Annotated in this window: 22 protein-coding genes; 7 read left to right on the forward strand and 15 right to left on the reverse strand. The window is 41.8% G+C overall.

All coding sequences use genetic code 11. From position 1 onward, the window contains the following. Positions 1 to 255 precede the first annotated feature (255 nt). The 8 genes from NXX38_RS21020 to rfbC all read right to left on the reverse strand — a co-directional run bounded on the left by NXX38_RS21020 (position 256) and on the right by rfbC (position 7,084). Positions 256 to 945, reverse strand: coding sequence for a glycosyltransferase (locus NXX38_RS21020; RefSeq protein WP_258981013.1), 690 nt, complete (start codon positions 943 to 945; stop codon positions 256 to 258). Next, the gene (locus NXX38_RS21025; RefSeq protein WP_409013812.1) at positions 932 to 1,330 is read right to left on the reverse strand and encodes a hypothetical protein; all 399 of its coding nucleotides are present in this window, start codon (positions 1,328 to 1,330) and stop codon (positions 932 to 934) included. Before NXX38_RS21025 ends, NXX38_RS21020 begins: the two co-directional genes overlap by 14 nt. A gap of 44 nt (positions 1,331 to 1,374) precedes the next feature. Then, the gene (locus tag NXX38_RS21030) at positions 1,375 to 1,614 is read right to left on the reverse strand and encodes a glycosyltransferase (protein ID WP_309600948.1); all 240 of its coding nucleotides are present in this window, start codon (positions 1,612 to 1,614) and stop codon (positions 1,375 to 1,377) included. 793 nt (positions 1,615 to 2,407) lie between these two features. Further along, positions 2,408 to 2,815, reverse strand: coding sequence for a hypothetical protein (locus tag NXX38_RS21035; protein ID WP_258981015.1), 408 nt, complete (start codon positions 2,813 to 2,815; stop codon positions 2,408 to 2,410). A 793-nt stretch (positions 2,816 to 3,608) separates the two neighbouring features. Continuing rightward, a complete protein-coding gene (locus NXX38_RS21040; RefSeq protein WP_258981016.1) occupies positions 3,609 to 4,394 on the reverse strand; it encodes a hypothetical protein in 786 nt (261 codons plus the stop codon). A gap of 167 nt (positions 4,395 to 4,561) precedes the next feature. Continuing rightward, the gene (rfbB, locus tag NXX38_RS21045) at positions 4,562 to 5,635 is read right to left on the reverse strand and encodes a dTDP-glucose 4,6-dehydratase (RefSeq protein WP_258981017.1); all 1,074 of its coding nucleotides are present in this window, start codon (positions 5,633 to 5,635) and stop codon (positions 4,562 to 4,564) included. A 7-nt stretch (positions 5,636 to 5,642) separates the two neighbouring features. After that, a complete protein-coding gene (gene rfbD, locus NXX38_RS21050) occupies positions 5,643 to 6,509 on the reverse strand; it encodes a dTDP-4-dehydrorhamnose reductase (protein ID WP_258981018.1) in 867 nt (288 codons plus the stop codon). Positions 6,510 to 6,514: 5 nt separating this feature from the next. After that, on the reverse strand, positions 6,515 to 7,084 hold the full coding sequence (gene rfbC / locus NXX38_RS21055) for a dTDP-4-dehydrorhamnose 3,5-epimerase (RefSeq protein ID WP_258981019.1): 570 nt from the start codon (positions 7,082 to 7,084) through the stop codon (positions 6,515 to 6,517). A gap of 429 nt (positions 7,085 to 7,513) precedes the next feature. Between rfbC and NXX38_RS21060 the strand changes: the two genes are divergently transcribed. The 7 genes from NXX38_RS21060 to NXX38_RS21090 all read left to right on the forward strand — a co-directional run bounded on the left by NXX38_RS21060 (position 7,514) and on the right by NXX38_RS21090 (position 15,544). Then, a complete protein-coding gene (locus NXX38_RS21060; RefSeq protein WP_258981020.1) occupies positions 7,514 to 8,455 on the forward strand; it encodes a helix-turn-helix domain-containing protein in 942 nt (313 codons plus the stop codon). Between the two features lie 134 nt (positions 8,456 to 8,589). After that, entirely contained in the window at positions 8,590 to 9,708 is a 1,119-nt protein-coding gene (locus tag NXX38_RS21065; protein WP_070751381.1) for a site-specific integrase, read from the forward strand. A gap of 245 nt (positions 9,709 to 9,953) precedes the next feature. After that, a complete protein-coding gene (locus NXX38_RS21070) occupies positions 9,954 to 10,775 on the forward strand; it encodes a transposase (protein ID WP_070751383.1) in 822 nt (273 codons plus the stop codon). Positions 10,776 to 10,984: 209 nt separating this feature from the next. Next, positions 10,985 to 11,359 carry an excisionase family DNA-binding protein gene (locus tag NXX38_RS21075; RefSeq protein WP_070751385.1) on the forward strand — a complete coding sequence of 125 codons (375 nt, stop codon included), beginning with the start codon at positions 10,985 to 10,987 and terminating at the stop codon, positions 11,357 to 11,359. Positions 11,360 to 11,364: 5 nt separating this feature from the next. Next, positions 11,365 to 12,504: an AAA family ATPase gene (locus NXX38_RS21080; protein ID WP_120046688.1), complete on the forward strand. Its 1,140-nt coding sequence runs from the start codon at positions 11,365 to 11,367 to the stop codon at positions 12,502 to 12,504. A 177-nt stretch (positions 12,505 to 12,681) separates the two neighbouring features. Beyond that, positions 12,682 to 13,794 carry a DUF6371 domain-containing protein gene (locus tag NXX38_RS21085; RefSeq protein WP_120046684.1) on the forward strand — a complete coding sequence of 371 codons (1,113 nt, stop codon included), beginning with the start codon at positions 12,682 to 12,684 and terminating at the stop codon, positions 13,792 to 13,794. 283 nt (positions 13,795 to 14,077) lie between these two features. After that, positions 14,078 to 15,544, forward strand: coding sequence for a mobilization protein (locus NXX38_RS21090; RefSeq protein WP_070751390.1), 1,467 nt, complete (start codon positions 14,078 to 14,080; stop codon positions 15,542 to 15,544). An 88-nt stretch (positions 15,545 to 15,632) separates the two neighbouring features. Here NXX38_RS21090 and NXX38_RS21095 read toward each other — a convergent pair whose 3' ends face one another. Genes NXX38_RS21095 through NXX38_RS21125 form a run of 7 tightly spaced genes read right to left on the reverse strand, consistent with a single transcriptional unit; the run spans position 15,633 to position 24,996 of the window. Further along, positions 15,633 to 18,737, reverse strand: a complete 3,105-nt coding sequence (locus NXX38_RS21095) for a type I restriction endonuclease subunit R (RefSeq protein WP_120046683.1) — start codon at positions 18,735 to 18,737, stop codon at positions 15,633 to 15,635. Further along, complete coding sequence (locus tag NXX38_RS21100) at positions 18,730 to 19,284, reverse strand: restriction endonuclease subunit S (RefSeq protein ID WP_122260084.1); 555 nt, start codon at positions 19,282 to 19,284, stop codon at positions 18,730 to 18,732. Before NXX38_RS21100 ends, NXX38_RS21095 begins: the two co-directional genes overlap by 8 nt. 10 nt (positions 19,285 to 19,294) lie before the next feature. Further along, positions 19,295 to 20,536: a restriction endonuclease subunit S gene (locus tag NXX38_RS21105; RefSeq protein WP_258981028.1), complete on the reverse strand. Its 1,242-nt coding sequence runs from the start codon at positions 20,534 to 20,536 to the stop codon at positions 19,295 to 19,297. Then, positions 20,517 to 21,617 carry a YhcG family protein gene (locus NXX38_RS21110; RefSeq protein ID WP_070751395.1) on the reverse strand — a complete coding sequence of 367 codons (1,101 nt, stop codon included), beginning with the start codon at positions 21,615 to 21,617 and terminating at the stop codon, positions 20,517 to 20,519. The genes NXX38_RS21105 and NXX38_RS21110 overlap by 20 nt, the downstream gene beginning before the upstream one ends. A gap of 2 nt (positions 21,618 to 21,619) precedes the next feature. Beyond that, the gene (locus NXX38_RS21115) at positions 21,620 to 22,417 is read right to left on the reverse strand and encodes a restriction endonuclease subunit S (RefSeq protein ID WP_130893059.1); all 798 of its coding nucleotides are present in this window, start codon (positions 22,415 to 22,417) and stop codon (positions 21,620 to 21,622) included. Between the two features lies 1 nt (position 22,418). Further along, a complete protein-coding gene (gene xerA / locus NXX38_RS21120; protein ID WP_070751399.1) occupies positions 22,419 to 23,411 on the reverse strand; it encodes a site-specific tyrosine recombinase/integron integrase in 993 nt (330 codons plus the stop codon). Positions 23,412 to 23,454: 43 nt separating this feature from the next. Then, positions 23,455 to 24,996 carry a class I SAM-dependent DNA methyltransferase gene (locus NXX38_RS21125; protein WP_120046680.1) on the reverse strand — a complete coding sequence of 514 codons (1,542 nt, stop codon included), beginning with the start codon at positions 24,994 to 24,996 and terminating at the stop codon, positions 23,455 to 23,457. Positions 24,997 to 25,038 lie beyond the last annotated feature (42 nt).

The following is a 25,038-nucleotide window of genomic DNA, read 5'->3' on the forward strand; positions in this document are numbered from 1 at the left end:
ATAGTTTGAACATTTAAAAAAGAATGATCTATATATTTGTCAACATAAATCAAATCCAGAAGTTCTCTCTTCTTTTTAAAATTATAAGGACATTGAGAACTATTCAGTATATTAATTGCATTTCCCACTGTCTCATACATTAACAATTTTACATATAAAAGAGAATTGTCATCAACTATTTTTCGAAAATCATACGGTGTCAGATATTGAAAAAATCTACGGGGGAAAGATAGGGAAGATAATATTTTGTTTTCATTAAACTTTGTCGATGTAGAAAAAACCTAACCTTATATAATGATTATAAAAAACCTTAGATAAAGTGCCTAAATTAGGTTGACAAGATATTATTTTTCCCATAAAGTCAACATCTTCACCACCTGATGTAAAAAATGTATCAAATTGAATATTTTTACTTATAATAAAATGTCTTCTATATATACCATCCCAAACACAAGTCAGAGCTCCTTGCAAAAACAATTTTATGTAATTATCACCCACGCATTCTTTATAATATTCTTTCGTTTCAAAATGAACAGCACGTGATTCAATTAGCTTTCTTCCTCTTATTTTAACCACATTATGTCCATATTTCACAATATCTAAATGATTTTCTAAAGCAAAATTCAAACTATCTTCTAATAATCCAGGCAAATATTCATCATCATGATCAGAAAAGGCTAGATATTCTCCTTTAGCAATCCGTAAAGCGACATTACGGGCAGCACAAATTCCAGCATTCTTTTGATGAATAACTTTCACTCTTTCATCACTTGTAGCAAACTCATCACAACGTTCAGAACTTCCATCTGTAGATCCATCATCCACAAGAATCAATTCGATTTCTCGTAAACTTTGTGAAAGAATACTTTCAACTGCAGTCTTCAAATACTCACCAGAATTATAAACTGGCATTATAACAGAAATTTTAACGCTATAATTTTCCATATCTCCCAATTAATGTATGCCAATATCCTAAACCGATCATCTTAGCTTTTGTTATTTTATTATTTTCAAATAGCATAACTAGCATAAATAACCGTAAAGAGCGATAAACAGCTCTCATAACAAAATGATGACGCTTTCCTAAATATATTCCATTGCGAATCATATAATAATAACGCAACGGTGAATGATGATAAATCTGGTATTCTTTACCAAACAAATATCGTAGTTCGCTATGCCCCACTTCATGTAACAAGGCTGTATCATTGGTACGAATAATTTTATAACCACATTCTCGCATAGAAAGGCATATATCAAAATCTACTGAATCAATAAAAAAGTCATCAGGAAATCCACCTATCGATTTCCATGCCTCAAGATTCATCATTGAAGCAGAAGTTATACACATTGGAACTTCCTCTACCTCGTGTTTCATTTTTGCATTTGCCGCTCACCAAAATTACGGTCTATAATTTTACAACAAACGATACCTATTTTTTTTTCATTAACAAACGAAGAATATACGGACACTAAATTTTCAGGAGCCACAGAATCTTGATCTAACGTAATAATCCAGTTATAATCATTCTTTTGAGCAAATACTGCAGCTTGATTCAAAGCCGTCGCAATACCCAAATTTTCTTCATTGTCAATGAAAGAAATATCCTGTATACTCCTTCGTCATATCTATCACTTCTCCGAAATTCTTTGATCCATTATTTACAATTATCAACTCGCTAACCTGTGGTAATATAGCCTTAATATTTAGAGATAGCCGCTCAATATCAGGATTATATAGCACTATCGACGCAATTATTTTCATATTTCCATACAATATTTACAGACCATTTATACACTAATCACATATCTATACTAAATACTATTTTTCTTTTTTCAAAAAACACGTATTAAGGCGACCAATATTATAGTAAATACTAGGAAATCTAAGCAATACATATAACTCCAACAATAAATGCCATTAAATCCTATTTTTGCATATAAATTCAACAAGATCAAAGAAGAAAAACTATTCGCTTGTTTTTTAGTAAAGAAAACAAAGAAAAAGCCAATACAAATAAGAAGAATAATCCGCCTAGAATATCAAAATCGAGAAATGCGTCCCCCATTACAGTATAATATACGTACATCCGAATATGCATAATATTACTAAGTGAAACATAATCACGCGAATCAAAATATGGCGATAAATCTTTCCAAAAGTATATCCTTGTCCCATTAAATATACTATAGCCGTCACTATGATTACGCACATACCATCCTGCTTCTGAGAAGTTCACAAACCCCCTCACCTAAATACCTATAAATACCAGATAGGACTACTTCATTCCCCCTTCAGCCCGCGCTATAGTCATAACGACAAGAACTAAAGCAAAAATACCCAAAACTATAATGCCGATTACAGATATTATTCGCTTTACTTTCCTAGAAAAACTTCTGTAGAAAATCATATAATTAAAAAAAACACACAAAATGACTGAAACAAAGCACCACGTCCACCAAACAACATATCAAGTAATACAGGATTAACTGCGCCAAAAGCAGCTAGCACAACCCAATACCAACGTTTTTTCTGCTGAATCAAATAAAATACGCCTATCGGTAATATATATTGAAACCATGTTGTTATACCATTAAGAAATTTCCCCAATGAAGACATATGAGCGCGAGTATCTATTACTGTTCCCTGTCTATCAAAATAGATTTCCGCCATACTACGGCCTGATAATTTCAGGACTTGCATTAAATTTTCAAAAAATGGAATAATTGAAATTATACCCAATATGACAAAGCTTACGAAAACCAAGTCATGCCCACCTAGCCGAGGAATTCTAACATACCTAATAGCTTCCATATTTCCGTAATGGATATATCAGAATCAAAAAGCCAAAGAATAAATACAATAATGCTATTAATGAAACACTCTTTCCATTAGATTCAGTAAGTGATTTGTAAAGAATAGAATCATAATAAAACAGACTGCAAAAAGAAGAGACCAAGAATATGCCTAATACTAATAAAGCATAATATTTGCCAGAATCTTTACTATACCAATTATATATAAAAAGCCCTAGATATAAAACGAAATTCACAACTAAATATATATTCATAACCTAGTCCCCTTTATTATACTCTTCATTAGTCGCATACGATGTTCATATATAAAATAGAACATCATTACTATAAGATAGACAGCAAAGGAGGTGATAACATTCATATAACTATTCATTATGACAAAAAAGAATATTAATATTAATTCCCCAATTATATTTTTTCCTATGTTCTTAACACCCACTGATTTTGCAAGAAGAACTTCTGCTACTACACTCCGCACAGCTATAGACAACAACATAGATATAATGACTGCCTTTAAACTATTAAAATAAAATATAGAAATTGATATGGCACATACACTACAAAAGAGAGCAATAAGGTTACACAACAGCAACTGACGCACTTGATTAAAAACCTTGAAAAGCGTATTACAAAGAAGGTTCATTTTGGTATCAAAAATACAAAGTGGCATTAAATACAAAAGATATTTGACCGATTCTAAATACTGTGGTAACCAAAATTGCACAAAATAGTAAATAGGCATATATAACAATAAAACCATCGGAAGATATAATGCTAGCACTCCTCGCATCTTAATATAAAAAGCATTCACCTTTGTCACATCCCAGCGTTTCAATTCCGGAAATAACACAAGACTGGCCTGCATTACAAAAAGTCATAAAGAAGTTTACAAACATAAAAGCAAAAGAAACCACAGCAAAAGATTTTATCCCCCATGTTTGATCAACCAGAAATCTGCCATAACCCAATATTAACATCCCACAGATATTAGCTAATAAAAGCACTATCCCCATTTTCACATTCTGCATCATTTCAACACGATAGGATGCTTTCGATGATACAAATACAGCTTTGACAATCTCTTTTGATTTCGCTATATAGTAGATTTCGCAAGCAATGTTACTTATGATATAACAAATTATATATGGTTCAAAATGAGTAATTCTAAATCCTAATAAAAAGACAGTAAAAGCAACAAAAAACAATGTCATCAGAATCTTCCCTAATGCGACAGATTTTATATCATTAACTGCTTGCAATACATACATCAAAAAACTCATGATATTACTCAAAAATATAAAAAGACAACTAGCAAGTATTGTATAAGTACGAGCAGGAGTTACATTTATCAATCCAATATAAACAAAAACAAGTAATATCAAAATCTGCCAAATAGAAAACATTCGTAGTTGATAGCCTAAAGAGGAATAATCAAGTTGACGATATTCCTTTCCTCCTTCACGTAAATATATACCATCGATTAATCCAAAATGAAGAAATCCGCCATATTGTGTATAAAAGATAAATAATTGCCAATAACCAAATTCCTCTACCCCTAGGAGCTTAGGTATAAGCATTGACCACAAAACGCTCTGCACAAAATGCAAACCTTGTGCGCCAAAAGCATAAAAAAGTTTTTCTGTAAAGTTCCCATCAAGAAAAGGGGTTATTGATCATACGCAAAAAATGATAAGAAATGCATTTTTTATAACCGCATTTCTTATACTAAAATATTTAAATGTACTTATCTATTCTTATACATACTTTCATAATACTTTTGATATGCCCCACTTGTCACATTATCCATCCACTCTTGATTATCCAAATACCATCTAACAGTTTTCTCTATACCTTCCTCAAACTGTAAACTTGGTTCCCAACCTAATTCATTTTTTAATTTATTTGAATCAATTGCATAACGCAAATCATGTCCTTTACGGTCTGTTACATAAGTAATCAAATGATCTGAAGTACCCTCCGGATTACCTAACAAACGATCAACTGTCTTTATAATAACTTTTATCAGATCAATATTCGTCCATTCATTAAAACCACCAATATTATAAGTATCAGCTGTTTTTCCGTTATGGAAAATCAAATCTATCGCCCTAGCATGGTCCACAACATATAACCAATCTCTTACATTTTCTCCCTTACCATACACTGGCAAGGGTTTGCCCTGACGGATATTATTTATAAACAATGGAATCAGTTTCTCCGGAAATTGATAAGGACCATAATTATTGGAACAGTTAGTCACAATGGTAGGCATACCATAAGTATCATGGAAAGCCCTCACAAAATGATCGCTACCTGCCTTGCTCGCTGAATAAGGACTATGGGGCTGGTATTTAGTTTCTTCCGTAAAGAATGTACCATCGAATTCCAAAGCGCCATAAACCTCATCTGTAGAAATATGATAAAAACGCTTACCTTCATAACATTCAGGAAGTGCCTCCCAAGTCAACTTTGCAGCTTGAAGTAAAGAGAGAGTACCCATTACATTCGTATGGGCAAATGTAAACGGATCTTTTATACTACGGTCTACATGACTTTCAGCAGCCAGGTGAATAACTCCATCAATGTGATACTGCTTGAAGATTTCTAGCATTTTATCAAAGTCACAGATATCAGCCTTTACAAAGGTATAGTTAGGTTGATTCTCAACATCTTTCAGGTTAACCAGATTACCGGCATAAGTCAGTTTATCCAAGTTAATAATGTGATATTCAGGATATGCGTTAACAAACAAACGCACTACATGCGATCCGATGAAGCCTGCTCCACCTGTGATCAGTATATTTCGTGTAATATTCATATTCATTCTAATAATCAGATTGTTGTTTCAATTCATTTATACATTTCTGCAGAGAGTCTTTCCAATAAGGAACTGTGATTCCAAAAGTAGATTTCACCTTTGTTTTATCCAGTACAGAGAAATGAGGACGCTTTACCTTACTGGGGAATTCATCGCTGTGACAAGGTTGAATATCACACACATTGCCACTCAAGTCACAGATTTCCTTCGCAAAGTCATACCATGAACACACGCCTTCATTACTGAAATGGTAGATACCTTCTTTATAAAGTTGATTCTCCTCAATCACTTGATAGATAACAGAGGCCAAGTCTCCGGCATAAGTGGGAGTACCAACCTGATCAAAGACCACTTTCAGGGTATCTTTATCAGATGTGAGTTGTCGCATCGTTTTTACGAAATTCTTCCCATAAGGGGAATAAAGCCAGGCGGTACGAAAGATAAGATAATGACAGCCGGTTTCCTGTATGCTATGCTCACCGGCCAGCTTTGTTTTACCATACACACCCAAAGGATTAGTTTCCCAATCTTCCCGACAAGGGACATTTCTGTCTCCCTGAAAAACATAATCAGTAGAGACATGTATTAAGGTAGCATCAGTTTCTTTTGCTACAACAGCCAGATTCTCCACTGCCTTATTATTCAATAAATCAGCAGTCGCAAAATCGTCTTCCGCCTTGTCTACATTGGTATAGGCAGCACAATTAACGATGACATGAATTTGGTTGTCATTGACCATTTTACGGATAGAATCACGACTGGTTATATCCAACTCTGCCACATCGGTAAAAATATATTGGTTGGAGCTGGTTGACGACACACGGCGCATCTCATTGCCAAGCTGACCGTTAGCTCCTGTCACTAGAATATTCATTGAGCTTAATACAGATTTTCGTTATAATCAAATAACCAGCCGGCTTCTTCCAGACGTTCGTGATGTTGGTCTTTCCCGGAAAGGATTATTTTATCAGCAGGAACCCTCCAGTCAATTTTCAACGCGGGATCATCCCAAGCCAGGGCACCTTCACATTGGGGAGCATAAAAGTTGTCACATTTATATTGAAAGATAACCTCTTCCGTCAGGACAACAAAGCCATGGGCGAATCCACGCGGAATAAAGAACTGACGGTGGTTTTCTTCAGTCAATTCCACCGATACATGCTCTCCAAATGTTGGTGAGCCTTTACGGATATCGACAGCCACATCAAGGACAGAGCCTTTAATGACACGTACCAGTTTACTCTGGGCATAAGGTGGCTTCTGAAAATGAAGACCACGTAAAACACCATAGCTGGATTTACTTTCATTATCCTGGACAAAATCTACCTTACGAACCTTTTCTGTAAATTCACGTTGAGAGAAAGATTCGAAAAAGTAACCACGGTCATCTTTAAAAAGGCGGGGTTCAATGATAACAACGCCCTCAATAGCAGTTTTGATTATTTCCACTGTGATTAGTGTTTATTAATTATTTAGATTACCGGAAAGGAAGATGGCATTATTCCAGTCCCAGTTCATTTATGTATTTAGAAGCGTAGAACAACCAAAAACAACCAGAAATACTCAAGCGTAAATCTTTATCTATCAGCATATTCTAAAAATTAACACTTTTCGGCTGCTTTTTGATGCTTCCCAAATTTCCACATATTTTTGAGACGTATTTCTGACGTGGAGAATTTGTGGAGCTTGTTTTTTGTCACATCATGCAGACAGTTCACAAGGGTTTACAACCGTTTACGACAAGCGACAGCAACCGTTCCTTCTTGCAGCGATGGTAACATCGTGCAGAAAGGCGACAACGGTTGACTTCCGTTTACTTCCATTCACCATTTCAGGGATACACGATTAAAGGAATGAACCAGTAAACGATAAAGCAGCATGAAAACAACCAGAAAATGCAGTTTTTGCGGCAAGTCATTTGTAACCCGGAGCGGGGTACAGAAATATTGCAGCGAGGCTTGTCAGGCGGAAGCCAAACGAGCCAGAACGGAACAGAAAAACAATCTTTTCAAAGTCGCCCAACCCTTGATGGAGATACAGCATCAGGAGTATCTCACCTTTTCCAAAGCAGCCACGCTCATGGGCTGTTCCCGGCAGTATGTTTACAAACTTGTAGCCCTCGGCAAGCTGAAAGCCTCACGCATCAGCAACCGCATGGCATTCATCCGCAAGGCAGACATCGAGCGGATGCTGGAGGGCAACCCTTACCATCGTGTCCTGCCCGGCTGCACTTCCACACCGAAAAAGCCGCTTCCATCTTCTTTGCCTGCCAAAAGAGAAAAGAGGGAAAAGGATATAGATGAAGTAATGGACTTCTATTCAGGTGAGAATGTGATGTCGCTCTTCAAGGTCAAGCAGTCGTGGCTCTATACCACCGCCAAGCGTAACCGCATCCCCATCTGCCGCATCGCTGGGAAGAACTATTACAGCAAGAAGCATGTTGACGAGTTTTTCGGTGTGGCTGTAGATACAAGCAATATCACTGACTGGCTCCTGATTGAAGAAGCGGAAGAACTGTTCGGCATGAAGCCGACCGCACTCCGGGCATACGCCCACCGCCACAAGATACCGACCAAAAGAGAATACGGGCGCACCTACTACTCCAAATCCCATTTGGATGAACTCCGCAGGACAGACCTCATAAACGATGAACGCTACTACACCGTGGAACAAGTCCGGCAGATTTACGGGCTTTCCTCAGCCAACATCAGCCATATCGTCAAGGTGAAGCGCATCGAAAAGATAAAGGTCGGAGTGAAAAACCTGCTTTTGCGCTCCGATGTGGAGCGTGTCATGGCTGAAAGGGAGAAACAACCGTGAGCAACCGACATTTCCGGAAAATTATTTCAAAATGATTGCCGTGGAGGTATTCACGGTTGTTTCACGTTGTTCCTTTGTCACCGTAAACACGGGGACACCTCCGAAAATGTACAACCAGTTAAAACAACATCATTATGAGCAAATGCAAGACAGTTACCTTGCGCAAGCGCAAGATTAAGAACGGTACACAGTATTCGCTGTGTCTGGACTATTATCCCGGCTATCGTGACAACACCACCATGAAAGTGATTACACGTGAAGCTCTGGGAATTTACATTTTCGCCAAACCCGCCAATCAGCAGGAGCGTGACTTCAACGCACGCATGATGAAAAAGGCGGAGATACTTCGCAACAGGCGTTACGAAGCCATCTTCAACGAAAATAACGGCTTCTTTGACAAAGCCAGGATGAAAGGGGATTTCCTCGCCTACTTCAAGGAGCTGGCAGAGAGGAAGAATATCAAGTGGCAGCACGTTTACAAGCACTTCGAGCGGTTCGTGAACGGCAAATGTACCTTTGAGGAGGTGGACGTGGACTTGTGCCGCAAGTTCATGGAATACCTGCTTAACGCACCCCAATCCATACACACCAACCAAAAACTGCATGTCAATTCTGCGGCAGGCTACTGGTCGGCTTTCCGTGCGGTACTTCACACCGCCTACCGGGACAGGAAGATAAAGGAGAACCCAAACGGATTCTTAGACCGCATCGAGTGTATTCCCACCATGAGGGAACATCTGAGCCAAGAGGAACTGATATGGCTTGCCGAAACCCCTTGCGAGGAAGATGTCTTGAAAAGGGCTTTTCTTTTCGCCTGCCTGACCGGACTGCGGAAGAGCGACATCAGGCAGCTCACTTGGCAGCAGATACAGCCGTACACCAACGGTAAGATGTTTGTGACCACCCGTATGCAGAAGACGAAGCAGATTGTACACAACCCCATCAGTGATGAAGCCTACGGGCTGCTCGGAGAACGGTGCGAGGGGCTTATCTTTGACGGATTCAAGGACAAGATGCTTCAAGGACCGCTCAAACGCTGGCTCTTGGCGGCAGGCATTACCAAGAAGATAACCTTTCACTGCACCCGGCATTCATTCGGAAGCCTGCACGTGGAAATGGGTACGGACATGGCTGTCATACAAGCCTATATGGGACACAAGAACATTACCACCACACAGATTTATTCCAAGATGGCGGCACAGCAGATGTGCGAGGTCGTGGACAAGATAACCCTGAAACGCAAGGAGACATAAGGCATCCTCAAAGTCCGGGATATTCATAGGGAGCGGTTATTGCGTGGAGCTTTAACCGCTCCCTATGTTTTTTACCCACCATTCCTTAAAAAGTCCTTAAAGTACGATAATCGGGTACGATTTCGGACATTTGGTGAAAAACATTGAAAAAGAAACCACTAACCAAGGATAATGAGCAATAATTGGAAGAAGACTATTAAATTTGCGAAAACAGCAACAAGTAACAACCGAATAAGACAAGAAACATGGAACCGTCCGTAAAAGACAAACATATCATTTGGGGATTTGTCGGCTTTGCCATCCTCCTAATATCTTCCATAGCGACACTGGTTGTCGCAGATAAATTCAATCAGGACAACTTTGTGCGTCTGATAGTCTTTGTATGCAGCAACCTCCTTGGCTGGCTGCTCTATTTCTCTTTCCAGACAGTCATTTTCGACACATACGAAATCTACCGAATCAAGTTCGGCAAGAAAAAGACACCTGTCGAAATTGCAGAAGTTCGGGAAGACCAGCCCCAAGATGCACACAAGCCTGTACCCCCGGCATCAATGCCGACAGGAGGGGAAGCAGCCCCGGATATAAGACCGACAGAGATTGCCATATCCCCGGAACTTCACGAGAAAAACCGTGCCGACTACGAGGACAGGGAGCAGCGGGAAAATGAAGAGCGCATCGCTATGGTCATGGAATACATCCATTTCATTATGCCCCGAATTGCCGACAAGGAGACCGTGAACCACATCTGTGGTGAGGTCAACAACTGGATGCGGCTTCACAGTTACAAGCCCAAGCCAATAAAAGGACGGCTGACCAAAGACATTTCAAACATTCCGCTCCGGCATTTCGTGTGGAATATCTCCGAGCGTTTCATGTACAAGAAATACTACACGGGGGACAACCGTGCCCGCTTCATCAGCACCCTTTTTCCACGGGAGTTTGCCGATACGGACATAGCGACCATCAAGAACTTCAAGGTAGAGCCGTTAAAGACACTGATTCCCATTGACGAGCCGGAAAACGGCAGACTGGATTTCCATTATCCGGCAGATTATGTACGGAAATAGTATAACCAGCCTTTCCATAACCAATAATCGTAAGTATTCAACAACAGATAACTATCTGTTCTACACCGCTTCCCGAATAATTTTGCCCGTCATTCACGGTTGGGCATCATTATTCGGGAATTATTTTGCAATGACCATTCGTGGAAGTATTCACAGCTGTATCATTCCAGTCCTTTGCGCCAAGCCTTACAAAAGAGGCGACTACGCAAATGGAAAAAACAGTGATTACATTCAACGACCTCCCGGAGGTCGTGGCTCAGCTTCGGGACGAGGTGATGAGCCTGAGAAACCTGCTTACCGAGCAGCGCAGTGTGAACAATGCAAAGGCGGTGGACACCCATGTCCCCATGTCAGTGGAAGAGGCGGCGGAATATCTGGGCATTCCCAAAGGCACGCTCTACATGAAGCTGTCAGAGGGAAGCATTCCCGCCACCAAACCCGGCAAACGATATTGCCTTTACAGGGACGAACTGGACAAATGGCTGGAATCCTCCCGTAAGAATCCCGTACCCCTGTCCGATGAGGAACTGAGCGAATCCTTATCTTCCTCCCACCGCCGCAAACCCGCTCCACGTAATTGGTAAACGTCATGGAAGAGGACAAGAATTATATCAGTCTGATACATGGCGACCTGACGAGGGCGACCCAAGTGCAGCACGGAATGCCGGACAGCATCGGTGTAATGAGTATCAAGACCGCCAACCGGACGATACTTGAAGCATCGCTGTTGCCCACGCCCCGTGCGCTGTGGGACAGTTTCTGGTATGAGGGGGAACTGTCCTGCCTCTTTGCGGATTCCAATGTGGGCAAGTCCATCCTTGCTGTGCAGATAGCCGACCGTATCGCCCGGACGGACAATGTGCTGTATCTGGATTTTGAACTGTCCGAAAAGCAGTTCCAGCTCCGCTATACCAACGAGCATGGGAAGCCCTACACCTTTCCCGAAAGGCTGTACCGGGTTTCGCTTGACTGCAATTCGTTGCTGGAAGCCGATTTCGAGGAAGCCATCATGGGAGGTATCGAACAGATGGCTCTGCAAACCGGGTGCAAGATTTTCATCGTTGACAATCTTACCTATCTGTGCTGCGCTATGGAGAAGGGCGATGCGGCAGGACGGCTGATGATACAGCTCAACAACCTCAAAAAGAAATACGGGTTGTCCGTCCTTGTGCTGGCGCATACGCCAAAACGCTCTTTGGACTGCCCCATCACGTCCAACGACCTTGCCGGCAGCAAACGGCTCTACAATTTCTTTGACAGCGTGTTCGCCATCGGGAAGAGTGCGCAGGATGGAGAGCTTCGCTATGTAAAACAGCTCAAAGTCCGATATGGGACATTCTCCCACGATGCGGACAATGTAATCATCTATGAGATTGAGAAGGTGGACGCTTTCCTGCAATTTGTGTTCAGGGGCTATTCAACGGAAAAAGAACACCTGAAAAAACTTGGCGACAATGAATCCAGCCAGAGGGACTGCCAAATATTACAATTGTCCCGGTCGGGAAAGTCCGTCAGGGAAATAGCCTCACAGGTAAATTGCGGAAAATCCACTGTCAGCCGGATAATCCAGCGCAACAGGAAAGTGGAGGAATCTACTGTTCCAAGTGTCCCGCTGTCCCAACCCGGAGGAAACGGGACGGTGGGACAATATGGGACAGGTGGGACAACGGAGGAAACAAGGCAGACGGAGTTGTTTATCGGTCAGGAAAGAGAGGAGGACAAGCCATGAAACAACCTGTACATATCTGTATGAAGGATAACCGCCTTGTTTATCAGAACGGTAATAGTACAAGCGGGAATCTGATTTCCCAAAGTGTCCCAAGGTGTCCCACTGTCCCGACCCACAGGACGTGGGACAATGGGACAGGACGGTAATAATTTCATTGAAAAATAGAGGAGGCAAGCAATGGGTAATTATACATTACAGAAATATAAAGGAACGGCAACACGGCATACCTGCCCCAGCTGCGGGGACAAGCGTTCTTTCACATACTATGTGGATGAAAGCGGTACGCCCCTGCACCCGTCTGTCGGCAGGTGCAACCATGAAAGTAGCTGCGGGTATCATTACACTCCAAAGGAGTATTTCCATGACCACCCCGAATGCCGTACTGCCAACGGTTTATCTTTTGGCAGGCAGAGGTCAGAACGGAAGTCTGTGCAGATACCACCACAAGCAACCATAGGCTGCATACCGCCAAAGTATGTGGAGAGGTCGCAAAGCGTGCATAGCAATTTTTTCCGCTTCATTTCATCGCTCCTTGGTTCCTATTACGGCAGCAAGGCAAAGGAAGTGTTGAAGAGGTTGCTGGAAGAGTACCGTTTGGGAGCTACCCGTGACGGGGCTGTCATCTTCTGGCAGATAGACCGCACAGGCAGGGTACGCACGGGCAAGGTGATGCAGTACAATCCCAATGACGGACACCGTGTCAAGGACGGACAGGCATCGGCAGTGGACTGGATACACAGCCTGCTTAAAAGGCGGCATGAGCTGGCAGAGGAATGGCAACTGTCCCAATGCTTGTTCGGTGAACACCTGCTGGGCACTTATCCTGACAAGGTCGTGGTCTTGGTGGAATCTGAAAAGAGTGCCGTTATCGGCTCTGCCATCTTCCCCGGCTATGTATGGCTGGCGACAGGCGGCAAGAGCCAGTTGGGAGAGGAAAAGCTCCGTGTGCTGACCGGGCGCACCGTGCTCTTCTTTCCCGATGCGGACGGATATGAGGAATGGAAACAGCGTGCCGAAAACATGACTTTTTGCAAGACGGTCGTGTCCGACATCATTGAGAAGAATGCCACCCCGGAACAGAAAGCGGCACACATAGACATAGCCGACTGGATTGTCTTCCAGATACGGGAAAGCAAAATAAATTGTACAGCCGACCACTTGGTGGAGGCGGAAAGAATCCTCTGCCGGATGATAGAAAAGAATCCCGTCCTGCAAAAGCTGATAGATGATTTTGACCTCGTACTGGTCGGTGCATCCCCAATCGGCAGCAGCGGCGAAAACCCTCCATAACGGAGAAGAATGGAAGCCGTAGGCTGTGGGTAAAAGACAATGGCTTGCCATTGATATAGCCCACTATAACTACACGCTCCGCTTTCGTAGTTGTGGGCTCTCCCGAGGGGATTAAGGCTTTGCCCTAATAACCCACTCAGGGCGTTTCACCCCTGAGAACCCAGAGCAAAGAGTGACCCTCTCTTTGCAATCTTCGCTTATGGGTTGCACCCCTAAGAACCCCGTGCGGTTATGAGCGGACAGCAATAAGTTTAATCAACAACCCAAATCAAATTTTGAGAATATGGCTACAAAAAGCAGCATACACATCAAGCCTTGCAAGACCTCGTCAAGCGAGGCTCATAACCGAAGGACTGCCGAGTATATGCGCAATATCGGCAAGTCCAAAATCTACATCGTGCCCGAACTCACTGCCAATAATGAGCAGTGGATAAATCCCGGCTTCGGCAATCCCGACCTGCAGGCGCACTATGACTACATCAAGCAGATGGTCAAGGAAAAGACAGGTCGTGCCATGCAGGAAAAGGAGCGTGAACGCAAGAGAAAGAACGGAAAGATAATCAAGGTGGCGGGATGCTCGCCAATCCGTGAGGGCGTGTTGCTCATCCGACCGGACACGACACTGGCAGACGTGCACAAGTTTGGCGAGGAATGCCAAAGACGTTGGGGCATCACACCGCTCCAAATCTTCCTGCACAAAGACGAGGGGCATTGGCTGGGCGGACAACCCACCCAAGAAGACAAAGAAAGTTTCAAGGTGGGCGAAAAATGGTTCAAGCCAAATTACCATGCGCATATCGTGTTCGACTGGATGAACCATGACACAGGCAAGAGCCGCAAGCTCAATGACGAGGATATGACCGAAATGCAAAGTCTGGCATCCGACATTCTCCTGATGGAGCGTGGGCAGTCAAAGGCTGTTACAGGCAAGATACATTTAGAGCGAAACGATTTCATCATTGAGAAGCAGAAAGAGGAAATGAAGCGTCTTGACGCTACAAGGCAGTACAGGGAGCATCAGTTGGAAATAGCGAATAAGAAAATGCAGGAAACGGAAACCATAACCAACGCCCTTATCGAAAAGGCAAATGAAAAGGAACGGCAGAGTGAATACCTTGACAGGGCTATCAGCGAGAAACGCTCCAAGCTGAACAGGGAAAAAGGGAGCGAACTTCTGAATGCCGCTGTCGGCTGGGCTACCGGGAAATCGAAAGCCCTGAAAAATGAAATAGAGGATTTGCGCAGCGAAATTTCCACGCACGAGGAAACCATTGAGCGGTTACAGGATAAAATCCAGACCATACAGAGTGACCACCACCGGGAACTGATGAAACTGGAAAGTAGGCATCAATCAGAGTTGAGCCGCAAGGAAGCAGAACATGCACAGGAAACCACAAGGCTTAAAAACCGGATTGCATGGCAAAGCCATATCATCGGCTGCCTCAGTTTCCTGCTGCTAAAAACAAACGACATCTTCCGCAAGGCTGTTCACTGTATTGTTCATTTTGCCCGTGATTATTACAAGCCCCGTTTTGATACGGAACAGGTGTCGGACATCAAAAGTGCCCTTAACCTGTTTGGGGAGGACAGGCAATCACATCGGGCGGCAGGTGATTTCCTGTATTTCACAGCCAAGCAAAAGGGCGGGTTTGACAATCGGGAGCAAATCAAAGCCAGACGGGAAGTAGATAATGTGGTAGAGGGACATTATGACCAACAGCAGAAAAGAGGTTTTTCTATGAGAAGATAATTCTCTTAATTTGTATAATAACTTTTTGCAATAAGAATAGCCTAATAGAGTTTTAGGATTCCATTAGGCTATCTTGTTCTATTTTACGCTAACTTTCGTCATCTGAATCCGCATAAAGTTCGCATTGACGGATAACGGTTTCGAGGGCTGCTTCTTGTTCTTCAGGCGGGTACTTGTACTTTTTGAGCAATCGTTTTACCAGAGAGCGCATCTTGGCACGAGCTGATTCTTTCTGTCGCCAATCAATGGTTTTACTACTGCGTAAGGCTTCAGTCAATTCCTTTGCCATAGCAACAAGTTGGTCGTTTTCATAGAAATCCCGTACAGCTTGCGGTTTTGTCAAGGCATCATAAAAAGCTTGTTCTTCTTCGGTCAGCCCCAATTCAGACGCTTGTTCTGCATTAGCTTTCAACTCTTGTGCCATTTTAAGCAGTTCCTTGATAACTTCCTCGTTGGAAATCAATCCACGCAAATATTCGGCAAGACGGGCATCGAGCATTTCGCTGAATTTCTCGGCTTCAACCATTCTCTTTTTAGCGTGCTTTTTTATATGCTCTTCAAGCAAGCGTTTGAGCAGTTCGAGTGCAAAGTTTTTCTCTTTCATCTCGGCAATTTCTTTCAGGAAATTCTCATCAAAAAGAGAAAATTCAGAGCCTTTGGTATTGAGTATTTCCACCACGCCATCTGCTTTGATTGCGACTTTGAGCAACTGCGTAATACGCTCATCTATGATTTTTCGAGTAATCTGCTTATTCCCGGAAAGACGTGACAGTAATGTCCTTACAGCTTCAAAATATGCCTCTTCAAAACGCTCAGCAGGAGTCAGCAAACTGCGACAAAGTGAAGCCGCTTGCGACAAACGCTTGCTTTCTTCCATAAAGACTTTTTGAGCTTCAGAAGAAACTTTATCTTGAGCAGCAGGTTCTGATGGGACAAGATTATTCTTATCAAGTAACACATTTACACCACCTCTAATGAGGTTGGCTCGTTGCAGATTTGAACAATCAGAAAAAGCAGAATAATCATAGCCGTTCAGACATTCCCGACATCGCTTTAAAGCTGAAACAAACTGCTGATAAGCGGTTGTCTTGATATTTGGGTCTCCGAAGCGTTTTTTGTCGCGTCCTGTATAATCGTGCATGGCTTTTTTCAGAGCTTTGGCAATACCGATATAATCCACCACCAAACCGCCGCTTTTTTCAGGAAATACACGGTTTACCCGAGCGATAGCCTGCATCAGATTATGTCCTTTCATCGGCTTGTAAACATACATTGTTGCAAGCGAGGGCACATCAAATCCCGTGAGCCACATATCCACGACAATAGCGATTTTCAGGGATGAGTTGTTATCCTTAAACTGGCGAGCCAGCTCCTCCTTCCTTGCGCCCGAGCCGATAATATCGTTCCATTCTACGGGGTCTTGGTTTCCTTGCGTCATAACCACAGCGATAATCTCTTTCCACTGTGGACGAAGTTCTATCAGTTTTTTATAGATGTCTATCCCGGTGGCTCGGTCAATCGCTACAATCATGGCTTTTCCTGTAAGCAGGTCGGCACGGTTATTCTCGTAATGGTCTATGATGTCCTTGCATAATGTGTCAATAGTCTGCGGGGCTGAAAGCAGGGCATGAAGCCGTGCATTTTCATCCTTGGAGCGTTTAATGTCCTGCTCCTCCGCCCCCTCTTCAGCAAGTTTGTCATACTCGCTGTCAAGCAATCTGAGTGTGTCATCATCCAAATCCAATTTCAGCAGGCGGCTTTCATAATAGACAGGAACAGTTGCCCCATCTTCCACAGCTTGGGTCATATCGTAAATGTCGATATAGTTGCCGAAAACCTCCCTTGTATCGTTATCGTCTTGTTCGATGGGAGTACCCGTAAAGCCGATAAATGCGGCATGAGGCAAAAGTTTACGCACAATAGCTGCAAAACCGAGTTTCAACTCTCCTGTTTCAGTATCTATTTTTGTTTTGGTGTTTGATTGTGTACGGTGGGCTTCATCACTAATCACAATCACATCAGAACGGTTGGTGATTAATTTTTCACGGTCTTTGAATTTCTGGATATTGGCAAAGATAATACCGTGACTTTTACGCTTTTCAAGCAATTCATATAAATGTTCTCCATCGGTAGCCTTGACAGGCTTTTGACGTAAATAATCGCTGCAAGCTGCAAAGGTACTGTGCAGTTGATCATTCAAGTCAAGACGGTCAGTTAGTACAAGCAGGGTTGCACTCAACAGATTCTTTAAAAGCTGGTGGGCATAGAACACCATCGAAAGACTTTTACCTGAGCCCTGTGTATGCCAAAATACACCGATTTTTCCGTCTTTACGTTGCAGGGCTTGCTTGGTACATTCGAGAGCTTTCTTTACAGCAAAATATTGATGATAGCCTGCAAGAATACGGGCTTTTTTATCCACTCCCATCGTGAGAGTAAAATCAGCAATAATATCAATGAAACGATGTTTGACAAAGATACCATTGAAGAAAGTTTCAAAATCGGCAAATGCCGTGCTTTCATAACTTCCGTCTGTGGTTTTCCACTCCATATATCGGTCGAGTGGTGCAGTAATCGTACCCACCCGAGTGTCTGCCATATCACTTATTACGAGCATTTGACAAACAGTAAAGAGCTGTGGAACAATACGCATATAGTTTTGCAACTGTTGGTGGGCTTCCTCCGAATTAGTAACTTCACGAGAAGGAGACTTCAATTCAAAGACGGAGATAGGCAAACCGTTGATGAATACCACGATGTCAGCACGTTTGGTAGATTTGCCATTTACTACAGTCCATTGATTAGCTACAACAAAAGAGTTATTGTCTATATGGTCAGGGTTCGTTTCGATTATCTTGATATGGTCGCTGCGTAATGTGCCTTGAGCAGTCTTAAAAGTCACATCCAAACCGTTTTGTATCCAATCGGTAAGAGTAATATTCGCACCAACCAAAGGTAAACTGAATTGTTCGCGTATTTGACGGATGGCTTCATCTACGGCTGCGGCTTTGTCTGTTCCATTGATGACCAACATTGCCTTACGCAATACTCCCGGTATGGTTGCATCAGTAAGTTCCCGACCTGTTTCGGCTTCAAGTTCCGGACCATAATGATATTCATAGCCCATTCCCTTGAACAATGAGATTATTGATTGCTCATATGAATCTTCTGTAAAATGGAACGTATTAGGCATAATAGATTGGAATTAAATTATCATTTATACGGCGGTTCAGTTCAATTTTATCATCGAAGGAGGAAAGAATATCAGCAATACATCTCTGCTCTTCAAGTTTTGGCAATAAAATAGGTATTTCAGCCATTAGCTTTGTGTTAATAGAAGGCATTGTTGCACCAACTGCTATACTCTTAATATATTGCTTAACAGACTCTTTGCAGAAATAGTAATATAAAAATAATGGATGGCAATTATTGCCACATCTAACGCGCAAGCATCTACCAGAAAAAAGCCAATCATTTTCAGCCGAAGTTACATATGAGCATCTATCTACAGAGCCAACGCGACTAAATACTATATCCCCCTCTTGTAGCAAATATTTAGAAAGCCTCTTTTTATCATCATCAGAGACCAATGGCAGATTTTGTTTTGAAAATCGCCTATTCCCTAAGTGCTCAACTGTTACTATAGGAGTTCCAGTCGAAACATAGTCTTCATTATGTAATTGACTGCCAAAAGGACCAGTCTGTACCTCTGCAATATCTGATAATTTATATTCTTCCATAAATGAGAATTTAGCAGTTTAAATCATTAATTTTCAGTTTCCCCGACATTAATTTCGGGATAAGTGTATCGCGAAGGCTAATAAGCCTGTCATTTTCTTGTAGTAACTCTGCCATCCGTTTATAATAAGAGGCAAGTACCTCATCCATCATTTTGGATTCACTATCGGATGGTTTTCTTATCTCAAAATCAGGTAATGCTTTCTTGCTAAGATGAAGTACAGTCGTTCCGTTTACATACCCAAGGCTATGCCCCTTAAATAGCTTGTTTTTAAGCATTGCTGCAAGTAAAAACCTATACGGGAATGTTTCTTTGGGTAGGACTTTTACCAAGTCCATTGAGAAAATAATGCTATTATATTTACCGTAAGTAAGCAATAATTCAGCATTACCGATCACATCTGCATTTTGGGTAAGGTCGGTATGCGCAACTAAAATATCGAATAAATTAGCATAATGGCATTCTTTAAGTTTCGCAGAAGGATTAATTTCCTTAAAACCATCAGCTTTAAAGCCTCCATTTCGCCCAAAGTTTTTTATGGTTGCCATGGCTATATTTGAGCAATCGGTCAATTCTTCGCCTGTATATGAATATCCACCAACGAAAGAAGCCACTTCCGACAATGACGTTTCTTCCCAATTAGGATTGGAATTATCCACGAACCACGACTTGAACAACGCTTGTGCCTGCTGCTCTAAATTATCATTTATACGGCGGTTCAACTCGATTTTGCTATCAAGTGAAGAAAGAATTGAAGCTATCTTTTCTTGCGTTTCCAAATCTGGTACTTCAACCTCATAGTTGGAGAATGAACTTTTATTTATAATAGGTACGGCAGTGGAAGTTTTACTAAGATAATTCAATTCCTTACCGACCAATGTCATGAGATAATACACAAAATCAGCATCAAACCGCCGATTGGGGATAATAGAATTAAACTGTTGGTTGGTTATAGTTGGTTCTGATGTCATTACGACCTTACCCAAATCAGTACCAATACAACTTACGCACACAGAGTGCGGAGGGAGCAAACAATTTTTCACTTCGTTCAATCCTTGTTCTGTAAGGGTCTTACCTGTTTTAGGAACGGACTTATAAGATAAGTCATCTGATGGGGTAAGAAAAGGAATATCACCGCCATAGTTTTCAACAATAGATGTTCTGGGAGTTTTCCCAGTAACAACTTTGCCAATATCTGATATGTGTATTTTCTTTAGCTCCATAAATGAGAATTTAGCAGTTAGTTTGACCATCCAATTTATCTTCTATCTCTTTGATTGATGGCATTGTACCTTCAACCTTTTCAGGATAGAGCTTTTCAAGCTCATATTCGGATATTCCGAGAGGCTGGCTGCTTGATTCCAGCGCATATTGAGCCAATGTGTTGTTCTTCTGCTTACAAATAAGCAATCCGATTGTGGGATTGTCTCGTCCCTCTTTGCGAAGTAGATGATTACAAGCGACAACGTAACCACCCAACTGACCTGCGTCAGCAAAATCGAATTCTCCGATTTTTACTTCAACTACGACATAGCAAGATAATCTGAGATTATAGAAAAGCAGGTCTATAAATTTTTCCTTCTCAGCTATTTGCAAGCGATACTCTTTGCCTACATAGGCGAATCCGGTACCAAGTTCCAACAAAAAATTAGTGATATTGGTCAGCAGTGTATCTTTCAGTTTGCGTTCATTGTATTTCCCACGCAAACCAGTGAAAGAGAAATCGTAGGGGTCGCGTGTTAATTCCTGTGCCAAATCGCTATCCACATCTGGAAGTGTATTCTTAAAATTTGTCAGAGCCTTACCACTTCGCTCATACAGATTTGTACCCAACATATTCAGCAATATATCTCTACTCCAACCATTTTCCAATGTTTGGCGTACATAGAACAAAGCCTTACTTGAATCATTGGAACATTTGTCTATGATATAGCGGTGATGCCCCCAAGGTATTGAAAACAAATCGGAGTATAATCTTTCCACAAGTTGTGGAAGATTTTCCTTTTCAGATTCTTCCACAACTTGTGGAAGAATTGCAACCTGTTGGTTATAAAGGGTATAAAATCGCTTTGCGTATCGAATTGAAGTTTCGGACAGTCCTTCAACATCAGGCATTTCATGACGCAAGTCACGGCTTAATGTAGCGTAAAACTTACTGCCATACTTGTTATCTGCTTGTTTCTCCTCAATATCTTTACCAAGCTCCCAATAATAGCGCAGCAGTTCTTTATTCACCTTTATTGCTGCCTTGATTTGGCTACCACGATAACGCTTTACAAGCTCATCAACCCATAAAGAGTAATCCTTATCTAATATGCCGATTGATTTATCCATAATTATTTTTCGGTTTCTATTTCATTAATTTTCAACTCACCTGACATTAGCTTTGGTAAAAGTGTGTCACGCACTTTTGCCTGTTTTGCATTTTCAAGGCTGTTAGAAAGTATCGTTTTGATGAAAGGTAGAACTATTTCGCCAAACTTTTTCACATAAGGGCTTTCATTTGAGTATATGGGCAAACATTCAACATCTTTAGTATTAATTCCGGGAATCGCAGCCTTACCTCCAATTGAATTTAATTGGTTCATAATGTATGGTGTTTGCATATAAAAATAAGCAAACACATTATAGCCACAGTCCATTAAGTCCAAAAGAAAAACGTGTTCATTGATATACATTTCATTGAAAGGGAATCCTTCTCCAAAAATAGTGAAATTTGGAATAAAATACCCCGGCTTGCCCCCGTCTTTGTAAATCAATAGTTCATATCCATTAATTTTTCCTTTTTTTATCGTTTGAGCATATTCTTCGGGGATATATTTTGTCTTAGAGTAATCATAATATCCCAGCCCCTTAATGTTTTCTGCTCCAATGCTCGGAACGCCTATCAATGTAGCTCCACCTTTCGGTCTTTTCCCGCTTTCTATATTATGAGGTATATTTTCAATATATGTTATTGGTAGCTCTTTAGGAGTACTCCCCAATACAGAATTGACAAATTCACCGTCCCTGAACGGCTCGAAATCCACAAACCAAGCCTTGAACAACGCCTGTGCCTGCTGCTCTAAATTATCATTTCCGTGTCTATTTTGGAAAAAAGATGTGCTTCTACCATATGTCGAACAATACCACATGCTAATTTATAAATTTACGGTGAGAGAGTTTGACATTATTTTGATTAACCATCGCATAGTGCATGGTGGTGTCAATCTTGACATGACCAAGCAAGCGTTGCACTTGCTCCACAGGCATACCTTTGTCTATAGCCATAGTAGCCAAGGTACGGCGGAACTTATGAGGGTGAACACGTACGATTTTTGCCAAACGACCGATTTTGCGCAAACGGGTTTCCACGCCCGAAATCTCAAGCCGTTTATGCGGTTTTGCCAACGAAACAAAAAGTGCTTTGTTCCGGTCTTTACGAGAAGTCAAATATTGTTGCAAATGAATTTTTGCACGGGCGTTGAAGTAAACAATACGTTCCTTGTTGCCTTTGCCGAAAACAATACATTCGCGCTCGGAAAAATTGATGTCTTCACGATTGAGCTTCACCAGTTCACCCACACGCATACCCGTAGAAGCCAACAAATCAATAATGGCAAGGTCGCGAATTTTGGTACAACTATCCCGTAGCTGTTCGATATTCTCATCACTCAACACCTCTTTCACCTGTGTCCCAGTTTTTACCTTGTGTATCCTGCGGACAGGACTTTTGACAATATAGTCTTCTTCTTCAAGCCAAGCGAAGAATGACGAAAATATCCGACGGATATTATCAATGGTCACTTTGCTTGATTTGTTCTTTCTTTGGAATACAGCGAGGTAGGCTCTGATGTCTTCTGTCGTGTAGTCGGTTATCTTCTTAGGCATCTTTTTGAATAGTTGCCGAATGGTAGAACCGTAGTATTTGATTGTCGGAGTAGTGCAACCCTCCACTTGTTTTGCCGACAGAAATATATCAAGCAAACGGTCGTTAGACGCTGCATTTTCGTGCAGGGTCTCGCCATCCTCTGTAATAGTGTATTTGCTTACAACTTGAAGCAACACACTATTAAGGTGAGCTACTTGTTCAAAACTTAATACTTCTGCCATTGCGGTGCTGATTTCCTGAATTAATTTTTCTTTCATATCCTCGTTATTAATGTGAATCTAACGAAGAGTAGAAGTCGTTTCATTTGACGGTAAAACCGATACTTGCCAACCGTTTACGAATTTCATCTTCAAGCGTATGTGATTGGGCAAACAAATCCGAAAGTTCGGAAGTAAGGCGTTCCATCTTTTCTTGGAAAGGTTCTCCGTCTTCCTCCACTTCAGCAATACCGACATAACGTCCGGGAGTAAGAATAAAGTCTTGCTTTTCTATATCTTGAATAGTGGCAATAGCAGAAAAACCTTTTTCAGTTTCAAGCGTCCCGGCACGAAACTGTTCAAAGGTATCTGCTATGCGTGCAATATCATTGCCATGGTCTTCTGTTTCTTCTCCACAAGAAAGTTCACGGTGCGTACGGTCTTTCATATAACCCATGTTACGGGCATCTATAAAAAGCGTTTTGCCCGGTTGTGCCTTCTTCTTTGTCAAGAACCACAGACAACAAGGTATCTGCACATTGTAAAATAATTGCGATGGCATGGCAATAATGCTTTCCACTAAATCGGCTTTGACAATATTTTTACGGATTTCTCCCTCTGTGCCTTGCTGTGATGATAACGAACCGTTAGCAAGAACCAGACCGATACGTCCATTGTCTGCCAAGTGGTATAGCATATGCTGCATCCATGCAAAGTTGGCATTACCCTCCGGTGGTATTCCATATTGCCAGCGTGGGTCATCTCGTAATTGGTCGCCACCCCATTTAGAAATATTGAACGGTGGATTAGCCATTACGAAGTCCGCTTTGAGAAACGGGTGCCTGTCATCGTGGAAAGAATCACCGGAACTATCACCAAAGTTGGCTTCAATACCACAAATGGCAAGGTTCATTTGTGCCAACCTCCACGTGTTGCTGTTGAGTTCCTGCCCATAAACAGATATTTGATTGATATTACCCCGATGTCGTTCGATAAACTTACTACTCTGCACAAACATACCTCCCGAACCACAGGCAGGGTCAAAAATTTTACCCTTGTAAGGTTGGATAACTTCAACTATGGTACGGACAACACAGGAAGGCGTATAGAACTCACCGCCTTTCTTACCTTCTTCGCGGGCAAATTCTCCAAGGAAATACTCATATACACGCCCAAGTACATCGCGAGCTTCAGAACCGGTAAAATGCAGGTTGTTTTCAAATATATCAATTACATTACCCAAGCGGCGTTTATCAAGCTCCGGTCGGGCATAGTTTTTGGGAAGAATACCTTTAAGTTGCTTATTCTCTTTCTCCAATGCTTCCATTGCCGCATCCACAACAACTCCAATTTCAGCAGTAAGTGAGGCTTTAACAATTTTGTCCCAACGGGCATCAACAGGAACAAAAAATATGTTATCGCCAATATATTCATCCGGGTCTTCCTCAAAGCCAGCACCCTCTGCAATCAGTTCATCGTGTTTGACTTTGAAGCAGTCGTTGATATATTTTAGAAAAACAAGTCCGAGTACAACACTTTTATACTCGGCAGCATCAAGGTTGCCACGCAATTCGTTTGCGGAATCCCATAACGTCTGCTCGATGGTTTTCTTTGCTACATCTTTTGTTTTTGCTTTTTTTGCCATGGTCGTATATAAAAGCAAAACTCCATCACTATCCCTGCGAGG

It is taken from the genome of Bacteroides sp. BFG-637, from assembly GCF_024793605.1.
Classification (GTDB): domain Bacteria; phylum Bacteroidota; class Bacteroidia; order Bacteroidales; family Bacteroidaceae; genus Bacteroides; species Bacteroides vicugnae.